We start from the raw sequence: 14,639 nt of genomic DNA, 5'->3' as shown, positions 1-14,639 counted from the left end.
AATGCGATGTTAAAAACTGTTCAGCTATCTAATGGAGAAACGATTGCTTATCGTAAACGCCAAGGGGGAGAACGAGTTTTATTACTTATTCATGGCAATATGACATCCTCCAAACATTGGGACGTTCTAATTGATGCGTTGGATGAAAAATATACAATTTATGCACTGGATTTACGAGGTTTTGGTGGTTCATCGTATCATAAACCAATTTCTGCGATTAAAGATTTTAGCGATGATGTGAAGCTTTTTGTGGACGTCATTCAATTGAAACAGTTTGACATGATTGGCTGGTCAACGGGAGGAGCTGTATGTATGCAGTTTGTCGCACAGTATCCAGGCTATTGTCAGCAGCTTATTTTACTAGCTTCGGCATCTACGAGAGGTTACCCATTTTACACGGATTTAGGTACTGGCAATCAAGCTGCATTAAAAAGGGCATTTACCTATGAAGAAGTTCTTGTCGATACATTTAAAACAAAATTAGTACAGGGCTTCTATGATTCGAAAAATGTGCAAGGCTTACAGTCGGTCTGGAACGCACTTATATACACGCATAATCAGCCTAGCCCGGAACACTATCAGTCATATGTGGAGGATATGTTGACACAACGAAATTTAGCTGAAGTTTATCATGCATTAAATGTCTTCAATATAAGTGCTGTTAATCATGAGGTCGCCAAGGGTACTCATGAAGTTCAACACATTACCATTCCAGTTTTAGTGTTAAGAGGGGATCGTGATTATGTCATAACAGAAGGAATGAATGAAGAAACAATGCTCGATTTAGGCGCGAATGCACAATTCGTCAGTTTAAAAGACTGCGGTCACTCTCCATTAATTGATGATTTACCACAGCTTACAATTGAAATTGAAGCATTTTTAGAAATTGGAGGAAAAAATTATGCGTTTAAACAATAAAGTTGCCATTATTACAGGAGCAGCGAACGGGATTGGCTATGCTGCTGCTGAACGATTTATTGAAGAGGGTGCATTCGTTGTCATTGCAGATTTTAATGAAGAAGCAGGTATTTCAGCTGCCCAGCAATTAGGTGACCAGGCATTATTTGTGCAAGTAAATGTTGCAGATAGGGAAAGTGTCAAGAAGTTAGTGACAACGGTTATAGAGCATACGGGCCGAGTTGATATTTTAGTGAATAATGCAGGAATTACTCGTGATGCAATGTTAACAAAAATGACGGAAGATCAGTTTCAACAGGTGCTTGATGTGAATTTGACTGGAGTATTTCAGTGTACACAAGAAGTAATTCCACATATGATTGCTGCCGGTGGGGGAAAAATTATTAATACATCCTCTGTTAGCGGTGTTTATGGCAATGTTGGCCAAACAAATTACGCTGCCACAAAGGCCGCTATTGTTGGCATGACCAAAACATGGGCGAAGGAATTGGGGCGTAAAGGCATCAACGTGAATGCGGTTGCACCAGGCTTTACAGAAACAGATATGGTGAAAAAAATGCCAGAAAATGTGGTAGCACAAATGCGCTCCATCGTACCATTGCAAAGATTAGGAACACCTAGAGATATTGCCAATGCTTATTTATTTTTAGCATCTGATGAGGCTTCCTATGTCCACGGTCACACGCTTCATGTGGATGGAGCAATTATGATGTGATAAGGGGGCTTTCAAGATGTTTGTAGAGCAATCCTGGATTTTAAAACGTGCATCGCTAACTCCTAAACGTCTAGCATTGGTGAACTTAGACACTAAGGAACAGTGGACGTATCAGCAATTAACAGAGGAAATCACTAAATGGAGTCATTTTTTTGAGTGCCAAAACTTGCAAGCAGGGTGTCGTGTAGCCGTATTTGCGAAAAATCATATTCAGCTTTTTGCTGTCTTGTTCGCCTGCGGATTAAGAGGCCTTATTTACGTGCCATTGAATTGGCGTATGAGTACGACGGAATTAACTGATATTTTGACGGATGCTACGCCTTCTTTACTGCTTTACGATGAAGAAATGAAATGCCCTTTATCTTTCGAAAACATGCATTCCCTTCGTATAGCTAATGAAGGAGCTACGCTAACCATTCGAGCAGTAGACCTTAATGACCCTTGGCTAATGATTTATACAGGGGGTACAACTGGTAAGGCGAAGGGTGTTGTCCTATCCTTTAATTCTGTAAATTGGAATGCGATAAATACAATTATTAGCTGGGGCTTGAGCGATAGTGATTGTACGTTAAATTATATGCCGTTGTTCCATACAGGAGGTTTGAATGCCTTATGTATACCGCTGCTAATGGCTGGCGGTACAGTTGTTATTGGTGATAAGTTTGAGGCGGAAAAAGCTCTTAAGGCGATTAATCAGTACAAGACAACGATTTCGCTTTTTGTGCCAACAATGTACCAAGCGATGATTGCGGAGGATTACTTTAAGAGCAGTAGCTTCCCTTCCGTGAAAGTTTTTTTATCAGGGGGCGCACCATGCCCGTATCCAATATATGACGCATTTTTCAAGAAGGGACTATTTTTTAAAGAGGGCTATGGTTTAACAGAAGCAGGGCCTAATAATTTTTATATTTCACGAGAGGCCGCTTATTTAAAAAAAGGTGCCGTGGGGAAGAGCATGCAATTCAATGAAGCTAAAATTATCAATAGTGCAGGAGAAAGCTGTGCACCAAACGTAGTCGGAGAGCTATTAGTTAGAGGGAAGCATATGTTTCGCTTTTACTGGAATAATCAGCAGGAGACTGAAAAAATCATTCAAGATGGGTGGTTAAAAACTGGCGATTTAGCAATGATGGATGATGATGGTGATTTTTACATTGTCGGTCGCAGTAAAGAGATGATTATTTCTGGTGGAGAAAATGTTTATCCCCAGGAGGTAGAGCAATGCATTTTACGCCATCAGCGAGTGCAAGAGGTTGCGGTGATTGGAATGGTGGATGATTATTGGGGTGAAATCGTGGTGGCCGTTATCGTTTGCCGGGATAAGCAAGATACTATATTAGAGGAAATCAAAGAAATCTGTAGTAAGTATTTAGGTCGCTACAAAATTCCAAAAAAGATTATGTTCATCGATGAATTGCCAAAAACAAGTGTTGGAAAGATCGATAAAAAAGTATTACAAATGTATGTGAAAGCTGCGAATTAAGCCATTTTGCCTTGGAGAAATGATAGCTGTAGAAAAAGATAAAAAACGCTTGGATTCCAGGCGTTTTTTGCTGCTATTAAGTAACTTCTTATCCCTTAAAGACAGCTAGAAGAGGCTTTTACTTTGTGGCTATGTTAAAATATTGCGAGTGAAATCGGGTTTTTTACGATGTTATCAAGTATCAAGGAATAGAACGAAGAAAGGGCAGTACTAAAATGGAAAACGTATCGAATGTAGAAAAATTGGAATCAATAAAATCGTTACAATCGACAATCAATAAACTCGACAATGCCTTATCCCAGATGATTCAAAAAGGAGCAAATACTACCTTAGTAAAGAAAAGACTCAAAGCTGTTTGCATTGGATTAGCAATACTAGAAAACGTTTGGCATCAAAGCCCCCATCATTACACCCAGGAAGAATTAGCAGAGGCTCGCAATGTTCTTACTAGTTTATTTCCATCAATTGAGAAAGTATATGTAAAGTCAAAGGCTGGTAGTCCCCAAAAAACGCTTTTAGAAAGAAGAATTAAAGCGTTGGAACTAGCTGTTCTAGCGATTGATGAGCTTTCCAATAAATAACTTATACAACGGCATCTTTTCCAATATATGGAGAAATAATTTAAACTTCCCCCAAAAATGCTAGTGAGGATTGGTGACAGTAGAGACTGGACTTCTCCTTGAGGATTAGCGTCACAAATAAGAACTTATAGCGAAGTGAAGCGGCTCATCGTACCCTCTCAAGAATGCGCACAGTCGGAACAAAATAGAACCACACATTTCTCGAAACACCCTATAATGATTAAAAATGTTAATTTATTGATAATATATTGAAACTATTTACATAATGATGTTTAATAAACTTGGCTTATTTTTTATACATAATATTCCTAATAACTATGAGAAAGGAGAGAAAAATTTATTGCGTACTTTTAAAATTAGTACAAAATTTAATTTACTTTTAGTGGGAGTCATCCTATTTTTAAGCGTTATGATTGGATTTGTTTCCCATATACAAGTAAAACAAATTATGCGTAACAATTTTGAACAGAGCATAACCCATATTTCAAAGGTTGGTTATTTGCTGCTAGAGGAACGATTTAAGGGAGATTGGGCTATACAAGATGGGGAACTTTACAAAGGGGATACAAAAATCGTTAATCAGGAAGACTTTGTAGATGAGGTGGGAGAAAGCATCGATGGCGGTGTAACCATTTTTCAAGGGTCAAAAGGACTGATCACCAACCTAAAGCTAAATGGAGAACGTTTAGTGGGCAAAGATGCTGATCCAAAAGTCGTTGAAAATGTCATGAATAAAGGAGAAACCTTTATAGGTGAAGCTGATGTAGTAGGAACGAAATATTTAACACTCTATGCACCGATTAAAGATGCAAATGGAGACATCATTGGCATGTGGTTTGTCGGTGAAACAATAGATGGGATTAATACAATTATTTTTGCCTTTATCGGTAAGCTTCTCATTGTATTGTTCATCGGAGCAATCATAGCTGTATTAGGTAGCTTCCTTTTCACAAGAGCATTTGTGAAACCGCTTCATGAAATAAACAATCAACTACGAGATATTGCGGATGGAGAAGGAGATTTAACAAAACAGTTACAAATTAATTCCAAGGATGAAGCAGGGGAGCTAGCGCAATCTTTTAACAAAATGCTGACAAGCTTAAAAGTATTAATGCAACAAATAGCACAATCGTCTAAACAAGTTGATGTATCTTCTGATGGCTTAACAACTAAATCACAGCAAACAGCAGCTATGACGAGACAGCTAACGTCAACATTAGAAGATATAGCGGATGGTTCAAAAACGACATTACAAAGCACAAGTGATAGCCTAACTGCCATGCAGGAAATGGCCATAGGCATTCAACAAGTTGCTGAAACCGCTTCAATTGTTTCAGATGCTGCTGATTTAATGAGTGATGAGGCTACACAAGGCAATGATTCTTTGAATCGTGTATTGAATCAAATGACAATAATTAATGAATCATCTAACAATGTAGAGGCACAGGTCCGTATATTAGGTGATCAGTCACAGCAAATTGGCAATATCGTTGATGTGATTACAAACATCGCAAATCAAACGAATTTACTGGCCTTAAATGCAGCTATTGAAGCGGCTCGTGCTGGTGAACAAGGAAAAGGCTTTGCTGTCGTTGCTGATGAAGTTCGCAAATTAGCAGAACAATCAAAGGAATCTGCTGATCAAATAGCAACACTTATTCATTCCATTCAAAATGATACAGCCAATGTAATTTCGGCTATATCTAGTAACTCGAAGGAAGCTGCGTCAGGTATGGATGTTGTAGATGATACAAAACTGGCCTTCCACAAAATTATGCAGTCGATTAAAGGAGTTAGCACGCAGTTGCATGACATCTCTGCCGTGACAGAGCAAATGTCCGCAAGTGTTGAAGAAGTTACTGCCTCAACAGAAGCAATGGCACGCATTGCGAGCAAGGCAACCGAAAGTACGGAGCACGTGACGCTAACAGCGAAGGAGCAATTAGCTTTCATAGACAATATGGCCTCTTCAGCCAAAGAGCTGGCACAACAGGCAGACGAGCTTCAAAGCTTATTAAAAAAATTTCAATATTAAGGAACGTTGAAAAATGCTTGGATATCCAGGCGTTTTTCAATTTTTATAGGAAAAAGAGGGTTATTTATTTTATTGGAAAAAATGTAAAATGACAGAATTTTGCAGCGCATAGAGATTAAAGAAATTGAGGAGTTAAAGCTAGTAGGTTTCGGGTTTTATGTCCTGTTGATACAGTTCAAAAAACGAGTTGGCGAAATGAAACATGTAGAAAATTCTTCACAGCAAGTAGGTGCTTTTGTCGTAGATCATGATTTTGAAGATGAAGATGATTACTGGGTTTGTGTTGAAGTACATAAAGGGGCCAATTATAAAATAATGGATACCTATAATGTGGATTGAAGCGAATAAATTGCAAAGACTTAAATGGCATCTAGAAATATTTCATAGCTAGGAAGATAGCGAAAATTTAGATGTGGAGCTATTAGATACCATAGATCTAATGTTAAATACGAAATAGGGGGAAAATCTCTGTTAATCGTTATTTTAAAAAAATAGCTTGAGCTATTCATATTTATTTTTTCACAAAGGTTCCCATAATACGAACATATCAGTAAAATAGAGTAGGTTAGGGGGACTGTATTTTGAAAGATCAACGCTTTAAAATTGCGCATCGAGAGGCGCTTATCGGTATCGGGCTTGTTATCGTTAACTTTGCGATTTGGTTTGGCTTTGCCTATGGACTTGGCTCTGATGATCCAACAAGCTATACGTATGTATTCGGTTTCCCTGCATGGTTTTTCTATAGCTGTATTGCAGGGACAGGTTTTATGATTATATTAATCTGGGTCGTCATGAAACTCTTTTTCAAAGAAGTACCATTTGATGATGAGGAGGTGGATCAATAATGCATTGGCAAGTTATTTTTCCACTGCTATTATTTCTAATCATCATCTTTGGTATTGGGATCTGGTCAAATAAGTATGTACGCTCTTCCAATTCATTTTTACAGGAATACTTCCTCGGTGGTCGTGAAATGGGGGGCTTCATCCTTGCTATGACAATGATTGCTACGTACGGTAGTGCAAGTAGCTTTATAGGTGGACCAGGCGTTGCATACACGAAAGGGCTTGGCTGGGTATTGCTGGCGATGGCGCAGCTTCCTGCAGGTTATTTCGTCTTAATGATTTTAGGGAAGAAATTTGCTATTATCGCAAGACGTTATCAAGCCATCACGTTAATAGATTTTTTACGAGAACGCTATAAGAGTCATGCTATTGTTATCCTATCGGCCATTAGTATTATCATCTTTTTATTTTCTGCAATGATGGCCCAATGGGTAGGTGGTGCTCGATTAATAGAATCATTAACTGGCTTAAACTATACAACTGCACTCTTTATATTTGCGATTTCGGTATTAGTGTATGTAATTATTGGGGGCTTCCGTGCCGTTGCACTAACGGATACGGTGCAAGGCTCTATTATGGTTATCGGAACCATTATTTTATTAATTGGGACAATCATCGCTGGTGGAGGAATCGATAATATTATGGCCTCACTTGTCGCTGAGAATCCGAATTTTGTGTCTCCATTTGGAGCTGAAGGTGAGTTAACGCCATTATACGTATCTACATTTTGGATTTTGATTGGTGTTGGAGTTGTGGGACTTCCACAAATCGCAGTTCGTGCTATGAGCTATAAAGATTCTAAAAGTATGCATTTAGCTATTATCATTGGCACTATTGCCATTGGAACAATTATGTTTGGGATGCATCTAATCGGTGTTTTAGCACGACCAGTGATACCGGGTATTGAAATTGGTGATAAAGTTATGCCGATGCTAACATTAAAGGTTTTACCACCATTTTTAGCTGGCATTGTTTTAGCTGCACCGATGGCAGCAACGATGTCTACAGTCAACGCATTACTGATGCTTGTAAGCTCCACAGTAGTGAAAGATATTTACTTAAATTATATAAAACCAACAGCGAATGATACGGAAATTAAGCGTGCAAGTTTTATTGTTACGACAGTGATTGGTTTAGCCGTCGTCGTTTTTGCACTAAATCCACCAGATTTATTAGTATGGCTAAATTTATTCGCTTTTGGCGGACTTGAGGCAGTCTTTATTTGGACCGTCGTATTAGGACTATATTGGAAAAAAGCCAATAAGTATGGTGCTATTGCGTCAATGATTTCGGGTATGATCCTTTATATAATCATTGATCGTTTTTATCCTTCTGTCTTTGGTATGCACACCGTGACAATTCCAATCGTCGCTTCCTTAGTCATATTTGTTATTGTTAGCTTATTAACAAGTCATAAATTTAAAAATGAAAAGTTGTTTATTTAAATTAGAAAACGCCGTAGTAATAGAATTTCTACGGCGTTTTATATTGCAGACAATAAGTGATGGATAGAATGTCCAAAATCGTGGATAGAACATTCGAAATCGCGGATAGAATCTCTGGATTGATGGATGAAAGTTCGAAATGATGGTAAGAACCTCCGGAGCGAAGAAAGAATCAGTGAAGCGACGGATAGACCTCCGAAGAGACGGAAAGAACCACTGGAGCGACGGATAGACCCTTCAAATGATGGATAGAATCACCCAAAACGTGGATAGAACATTCGAAATCGTGGATAGAATCTCTGGATTGATGGATAGAAAGTTCAAAGTGACGGAAAGCCTCTCCGAAGAGACGGAAAGTCCCTCTGTAGCAACGGATAGACCCTCCAAATGATGGATAGAATCACCCAAAACGTGGATAGAACATTCGAAATCGTGGATAGAATCTCTGGATTGATGGATAGAAGTTCAAAGTGACGGAAAGACCCTCCCAAGTGACGGAAAGCCTCTCCGAAGAGACGGAAAGTCCCTCTGAAGCGACGGATAGACCCTCCAAATGATGGATAGAATCACCCAAAACGTGGATAGAACATTCGAAATCGTGGATAGAATCTCTGGATTGATGGATAGAAAGTTCAAAGAGACGGAAAGTCCCTCTGAAGCGACGGAAAGCCTCTACTGAGCGAAGGATAGGACCCAAAAATCCCCTCCGAAATGACAAAAAGCCTCCCAAAATTAAAGAAACAGAACGCCAAAATTTATCGACAAGCTAAGACACCGTAGAGCTAGATATCTACGGCGTTTTTTATGTAATCATAAGCATTTTTAGTTAACAAAGTAATCGTTACAATAATAAATAATACGCGGACAAAGCTGCTACCTTTTTTAATCGCCATACGTGATCCTACAAATGCACCGGCAATTTGAGCGATACCCATTAGTAAACCATAAGCATAATGAATCTGACCTAAGTAGGCGAACATTAAAAGGCCGGCAAAATTACTTGCTAAGTTTAAAAATTTCGCGTTTCCTGCTGCCTTTAAGAAATCGAAGCCGACTAATAAAAAGCTGAAGATTAAAAATGAGCCAGTTCCTGGACCAAGAAACCCATCATAAAACCCAATTGTAAATAACAACAGCATGAATAGGACTAAGTGCGTAAACTTTAAATTTTTGACTGCAGCTACTGAACCCCAATCTTTTTTAAAGATTGTATAGACGGCAACAGCAGCAAGCATTATGAGCATAAGTGGTTTTAGTAATTCGGGATTAATCAAATGAACGGTCCATGCACCAAAAAGTGATCCCACAAAGGCTAGGGGAAAGTATTTAATAACCGAACGAATTTCTAGCTGACCAGATCGATAAAAAGAAATGGTTGATGTTAAAGAACCCATGGTGCCGGCAAGTTTATTAGTGGCTACTGCCGCTGCTGGATTTAAACCAGCAAACATAAGGGCAGGTAACGCAATTAAGCCTCCACCTCCAACAACTGCATCCACAAAGGCGGCTAAAAATCCAAAAGATATTAATAATATGACTACATTTACATCTACTTCAAATAGCATGTTTACACCTCTTTTGATAGTTACTACTGAAATAGTAACTAAATTTCACTTTGCTGTAAAGAATTATTTTTTATTGGCTTATCTTCATAGCCTTAACTTATAATAAAGGAAATGGAGGGATCGAATGGTTGAATTAATCGCGCAATTAAAAGAACTAGGATTCACAGAATATGAAGCGAAGGCCTATATTGCACTCGTACAAAATAGTCATGTTAGTGCCTATCAAGTAAGTAAAAACTCCGGTATCCCTCGTGCAAGAATATACGACATACTTGATGTACTTGTTGAAAAAGGGTTAGTACTGAAAGAAGAAACGGCAGATCAAACGATATACTCTTCCATTCCTGTCGCTGTGTTTTTACAGCAAATTCAGCAACGTTGGCAATCGAATTTCACATCGATTAGTGATCAATTAGAAAAATTAGAAGTAAAAGAGCAGGAAGCGGAGCATAAAGTTGTCACGATAAAAGGAAAAGAGGCAATCGTCAATTATTGTCAGTCATTATTAAAAAAAGCGGAGAAAAAAGTCATATTATCGATGTGGGAAGATATGTATGGGGAATTACGAGAAGCTATACAAGAGGTCGCACAGCATATTCCGATTCATGGTATTACATTGAATGTGGATGAAAATGTTTCACCCTTAGATCAGCATCGTACTACACAATATACGAGAAAAACTTCTACGCCACATTGGTTTATTTTGTCTGTAGATGGTCAAGAGATGATTTATGGTCACTCTCCGGCAAAACACGAAACGGCTTTTATTACCAATGATCCTGTTCATATTTATTTATTAGAGGATTATATCTGGCATGACGTGCTTATTAATCGCCTTTTAAAGCGCGATGATACGGAGCTTGAGGAATGGATTACGAAAGAACGTAAAGCATTTTTCTTAGAATGAAAGTATTGAAAAAGAATCTGCAAGCCGTCATGTACATTACATAAGGCGAGCAGATTCTTTTTTTCGTTAATTATTAATAAAATACTTTATCGACATTGTATTTAGCGCGGAATGAATTGATCGCGTACGTTTCATAAATTTCACGTTCCATTGGATCTTCCACTTCATACACTTCAATTTTGAAAACTTCATCACGATGATTTTTCATCGGTGACACATTGTCCTCAAAATGCTTTTTAATACGTTGACGAATTTTACGTGCTTTCCCTACAAATAAAAGTTCGTTCTCTTCATTGTAGAATAAGAAAATACCACCCTTTTCACGAGTGATTTTATGGAAGTCGATAAAACCATGGTATGGTGTGATTGGTACATCTCCTGGCTTTAAATCTTGTTCGCGTTGGCGAATTACTACATCTGGTTTTGGAAAATCAATTTTAATCAAACTATTCACGTTCCTCTCTGTTACTAAAGGTATATGTTAACATAAGTACAGCATGTTTACCATCAAATAATGAATGTAAACATTCAAGTTTAGTGTTAAACAAATGACATCATGACATGCATGATTAATAACAAAATATTCTATGTATTATTGATATTCTTAATTGTTCATGTTACAATTCTTTTTAATTAAATAATCTTATCATGAGAAGTTGAGGGATTTGGCCCGATGACGCTTCAGCAACCTCTAACGAAAGTTAGAAAGGTGCTAATTCCAGCAAAGGATTTATCCTTTGAGAGATAAGAGTGGACGTGGAAAAATCCTTCTCATTCTATCTCTTATGGAATGAGGGGGATTTTTTAATTTCATCGTTTGATATTGAGCTTTGCGCAGGGCCCGTGCATTGATGGAACAAAAGAAATAAAAGAGAGGGGAATGCAAGATGCCAATTAATATTCCGAAAAACTTACCAGCTGGAGAACATTTACGTGAGGAAAAAATCTTCGTTATGGAAGAGGACAGAGCGAAAACTCAACAAATTCGCCCGTTAAATATATTAATTTTAAATTTAATGCCAGAAAAAGAAAAAACAGAGCTGCAATTACTTCGTTTATTGGGGAATACACCGTTACAAGTGAATATTACATTTTTAAATACAGCTACGCATGAATCGAAAAATGTTAGTAAATCACATTTGCAGTTATTTTACACAACCTTTAATCAAATTCGTCATCGCCGCTATGACGGCATGATTATTACGGGTGCACCAGTAGAAAAAATGGCATTTGAAGAGGTAAACTACTGGCAGGAAATTTCAGAAATTATGGATTGGTCCAAGGCAAACGTAACATCGGTTTTACATATATGTTGGGGTGCACAGGCAGCGTTATACCATCATTACGGTATCGGTAAAATAGAGCTTCCTGCTAAATGCTCAGGTGTATATTCGCATGTTATCACAGATTTAACAGTGGATTTAGTACGTGGCTTTAGCGATTCATTTACGGCACCACATTCACGTTATACATCTGTTTCAATTGATGAAGTACTTAGTCATCCTGATTTACGATTACTATCTTATTCGGAAGATGCTGGTGTTTTCATTGTGCAATCTAAGGATAATAAAAATATTATGATTACTGGCCATCTTGAATATGACGCGACAACTTTAGCTGATGAGTATAGTCGTGATGTTGCGAAAGGATTAGATATTGATGTACCAGTAAATTACTTCCCACATGATAATCCAGCAAATGAACCGATTAATTCGTGGCGTGCCCATACACATTTATTATTCTCGAATTGGTTGAACTACTATGTTTACCAAGAAACACCATACGAATGGGATTTCGTTGATCAAATTGAATATCATATTTAACACTGTAGCAATTAAAAAAATGATGATCTTTTATATCTCAGGGTCATCATTTTTAACATTATGCTTTTTAATTTTCTGATGAATGTTTATCTCTATCACTGCTTGGAGCATTACCGGTATCGCTTTCATTCTGTGTTGTATTACTGCTACTATCACTTTGCGAAGGATTTTCGCTGTTACTAGCACTTTGTGTAGTAGTTTCGTTATTACTACTATTTTCATTTTGAGTAGCATTTCCGCCATTGTTGCTACTTGCACTTTGTGTAGAATTATCATTATTATCACTACTTGCATTTTGAGTAGCATTTCCACCATTGTTGCTACTTCCACTTTGAGAAGAATTTCCACCATGGTTGCTATTATTATTTTGAGTAGAGTTACCGTTATTACTACTACCTGCACTTTGAGTAGCATTTCCGCCATTACTACGACTTTCAATCTGTATACTACAATTACTTTGTGAATTATTTCCTTGATTCCCGTTAATTTTGCGAATTTTCGCGACAAGTAGTAAAACTAATGGTAATAAGATTGCGAAAAAAAAGGAAAAAATAGGCCAGATTTCTCTATTGTAAATTTCTGAATGAATGATATTAGGATGAACAATTTGTGAAAGTCCAAGGATAATCATTCCGAATGGAAAAATGAGCGGTCGATGATTGTTAATTTTACATATTTGCGCGATGCCGATGACCCCAGCATAAAAAAACATAAAAGTTTTAATATAAATTGATATTATCCACATGGTTGCCATAATAACTTCAATACGCTGCAAAAAATTCCCGATTGAAATTCTTTGGGCTAATGAATAGCTAGGAAATGTCCTAGAAGCTGTATTTGCCGGACCTAGGACAAGGATAGCCAGTGTGATGATTGCAATTAAGACAATCCCCCCAAGAATTGTCCCAATGTAAAAAGCTTTTTGTGCTGATTCATGGACGTTAACAGAAGAAGGAAAAATCATTAATAATATGACAAGTGGGAATGAAAAAATACCCATTAATCGAATAATACTAAAGAATAATGATTTTGTTGGTGCTTCCATTATTGGCTGTAGATTTTCCATATGGACGGATGGTGAAATACAAACTACAAATAAAATAAAAATTAAAATAAACATTGCGAATAGTATTTCTGTAGAACGGGCAAAAACTTCAATCCCTAGAAATGCTGCATAAATAATGATAATACTGAACAGAAATGCAAAGGCCATTGTAGGTGTTTCTGGCATTATTTCAGTTTTCATGAAAATGCCAATGAAATATAATAATTCACCAGCAGAAAGAAAGGATAGAATAATAAAGCCAATCGAAGTTATTTTTCCGAAAAAGCGACCTAATATCTTTTCATTTGCCTCAACAAATGTAAGGGTAGGTGTCCGTTTTCCTACAGTAACGAAAAGCTTTATTAAGAGTAAACTTAAAACGACACTAATGATCGCTGCAATCCAGGCATCTTGTTTTGCTTCACTTGTTACACTAGCAGGGCTAATTAAAATGGCTGTTCCAATTGAAGAGAGAAGGGTAATGATCATAAATTGTCTTGAGCTAATTATTTCTTTTTCCATATGAACCTACCCCTTTTCTCTTAACATAAAGTTCCTTATTATTGCCAGAGTGACAATTAAATCTTTAATTGTTGAAAAAATAAAAGTAAGTAAGTCTAGTGGGCCAGGTATCGCTATCATTCTGTGTAGTATTGCCGTTATTATTATTCTGCGAAGGATTTCTGCTATTGCTATTACTTGCACTTTGTTTAGCGTTTTCCGGCATTACTGCTACTAACTGTGAGAGGTTTTACCAGCATTGTTGCTACTATTAGTCTGAGTAGAATTATTAGCAATGTTGCTACTATTACTCTGAGTAGAATTACCAGCATTGTTGCTACTATTACTCTGAGAAGAATTATCAGCATTGTTGCTACTACTACTCTGAGTAGAATTTTCGTCATTACTGTTACTGTCACTTTGATAAGAGTTTCCGCCATTGTTGCTATTATTACTCGGTAGGGAATTACCAGCATTGTTGTTGCTATTGCTCTGAGTAGAATTTTCGTTACTGCTGTTACTGTCACTCTGGGAAGAGTTCCCGCCATTGTTGCTATTATTACTCGGTAGGGAATTACCAGCATTGTTGTTGCTATTACTCTGAGTAGAATTTTCGTTACTGCTGTTACTGTCACTCTGAGAAGAGTTCCCGCCATTGTTGCTATTATCATCCTGTGAGGAATTACCAGCATTGTTGTTGCTATTACTCTGAGTAGAATTTTCGTTACTGCTGTTACTGTCACTCTGAGAAGAGTTCCCGCCATTGTTGCTATTAT

Annotated in this window: 14 protein-coding genes and 1 riboswitch; of the genes, 10 read left to right on the top strand and 4 right to left on the bottom strand. The window is 37.5% G+C overall.

Annotation, left to right across the window (positions count from 1 at the left end; all coding sequences use genetic code 11):
- Window positions 1-6: 6 nt before the first annotated feature.
- The 8 genes from phaZ (at window position 7) to panF (ending at window position 8,022) form a co-directional block, all read left to right on the top strand.
- Window positions 7-918 carry an intracellular short-chain-length polyhydroxyalkanoate depolymerase gene (gene phaZ / locus ACIQ7N_RS19065; RefSeq protein WP_402935026.1) on the top strand — a complete coding sequence of 304 codons (912 nt, stop codon included), beginning with the start codon at window positions 7-9 and terminating at the stop codon, window positions 916-918.
- A complete protein-coding gene (gene fabG / locus ACIQ7N_RS19060) occupies window positions 902-1,633 on the top strand; it encodes a 3-oxoacyl-ACP reductase FabG (protein ID WP_402935023.1) in 732 nt (243 codons plus the stop codon). The genes phaZ and fabG overlap by 17 nt, the downstream gene beginning before the upstream one ends.
- Before the next feature lie 16 nt (window positions 1,634-1,649).
- Complete coding sequence (locus tag ACIQ7N_RS19055; protein WP_402935020.1) at window positions 1,650-3,116, top strand: class I adenylate-forming enzyme family protein; 1,467 nt, start codon at window positions 1,650-1,652, stop codon at window positions 3,114-3,116.
- Window positions 3,117-3,331: 215 nt separating this feature from the next.
- The gene (locus ACIQ7N_RS19050) at window positions 3,332-3,697 is read left to right on the top strand and encodes a hypothetical protein (RefSeq protein ID WP_402935017.1); all 366 of its coding nucleotides are present in this window, start codon (window positions 3,332-3,334) and stop codon (window positions 3,695-3,697) included.
- A 340-nt stretch (window positions 3,698-4,037) separates the two neighbouring features.
- Window positions 4,038-5,732, top strand: a complete 1,695-nt coding sequence (locus tag ACIQ7N_RS19045; protein ID WP_402935014.1) for a methyl-accepting chemotaxis protein — start codon at window positions 4,038-4,040, stop codon at window positions 5,730-5,732.
- A gap of 195 nt (window positions 5,733-5,927) precedes the next feature.
- Window positions 5,928-6,071, top strand: a complete 144-nt coding sequence (locus tag ACIQ7N_RS19040; RefSeq protein ID WP_402935011.1) for a hypothetical protein — start codon at window positions 5,928-5,930, stop codon at window positions 6,069-6,071.
- 242 nt (window positions 6,072-6,313) lie between these two features.
- Window positions 6,314-6,577, top strand: coding sequence for a YhdT family protein (locus tag ACIQ7N_RS19035; RefSeq protein WP_402935008.1), 264 nt, complete (start codon window positions 6,314-6,316; stop codon window positions 6,575-6,577).
- Window positions 6,577-8,022 carry a sodium/pantothenate symporter gene (gene panF, locus ACIQ7N_RS19030; protein WP_402935005.1) on the top strand — a complete coding sequence of 482 codons (1,446 nt, stop codon included), beginning with the start codon at window positions 6,577-6,579 and terminating at the stop codon, window positions 8,020-8,022. Before ACIQ7N_RS19035 ends, panF begins: the two co-directional genes overlap by 1 nt.
- 782 nt (window positions 8,023-8,804) lie before the next feature.
- Here panF and ACIQ7N_RS19025 read toward each other — a convergent pair.
- Complete coding sequence (locus ACIQ7N_RS19025; RefSeq protein WP_402935003.1) at window positions 8,805-9,587, bottom strand: TSUP family transporter; 783 nt, start codon at window positions 9,585-9,587, stop codon at window positions 8,805-8,807.
- A 124-nt stretch (window positions 9,588-9,711) separates the two neighbouring features.
- Between ACIQ7N_RS19025 and ACIQ7N_RS19020 the strand changes: the two genes are divergently transcribed.
- On the top strand, window positions 9,712-10,494 hold the full coding sequence (locus ACIQ7N_RS19020) for a TrmB family transcriptional regulator (RefSeq protein ID WP_402935001.1): 783 nt from the start codon (window positions 9,712-9,714) through the stop codon (window positions 10,492-10,494).
- Window positions 10,495-10,567: 73 nt separating this feature from the next.
- Here the strand turns inward: ACIQ7N_RS19020 and ACIQ7N_RS19015 are convergent, their stop codons facing one another.
- Window positions 10,568-10,939 (bottom strand): nucleotide excision repair endonuclease, encoded by a 372-nt coding sequence (locus ACIQ7N_RS19015; protein ID WP_132360684.1) that lies wholly within the window; start codon window positions 10,937-10,939, stop codon window positions 10,568-10,570.
- A gap of 195 nt (window positions 10,940-11,134) precedes the next feature.
- Window positions 11,135-11,245, top strand: a riboswitch (SAM riboswitch).
- 136 nt (window positions 11,246-11,381) lie between these two features.
- Here ACIQ7N_RS19015 and metA point away from each other — a divergent pair.
- Window positions 11,382-12,317: a homoserine O-acetyltransferase MetA gene (gene metA, locus ACIQ7N_RS19010; RefSeq protein ID WP_402934997.1), complete on the top strand. Its 936-nt coding sequence runs from the start codon at window positions 11,382-11,384 to the stop codon at window positions 12,315-12,317.
- Window positions 12,318-12,384: 67 nt separating this feature from the next.
- Here metA and ACIQ7N_RS19005 read toward each other — a convergent pair whose 3' ends face one another.
- Together ACIQ7N_RS19005 and ACIQ7N_RS19000 are read right to left on the bottom strand one after the other, a co-directional pair.
- Window positions 12,385-13,884, bottom strand: coding sequence for a GerAB/ArcD/ProY family transporter (locus ACIQ7N_RS19005; protein ID WP_402934994.1), 1,500 nt, complete (start codon window positions 13,882-13,884; stop codon window positions 12,385-12,387).
- Between the two features lie 188 nt (window positions 13,885-14,072).
- Window positions 14,073-14,639 (bottom strand): hypothetical protein (locus ACIQ7N_RS19000; RefSeq protein ID WP_402934991.1); only part of this gene is annotated, 567 nt, incomplete at its 5' end.

Source organism: Lysinibacillus sp. NPDC095746 (assembly GCF_044763535.1).
Lineage (GTDB): Bacteria > Bacillota > Bacilli > Bacillales_A > Planococcaceae > Lysinibacillus.
Note: the sequence above shows the minus strand (reverse complement) of the source record. Positions and strands in the feature narration are given on the sequence as shown.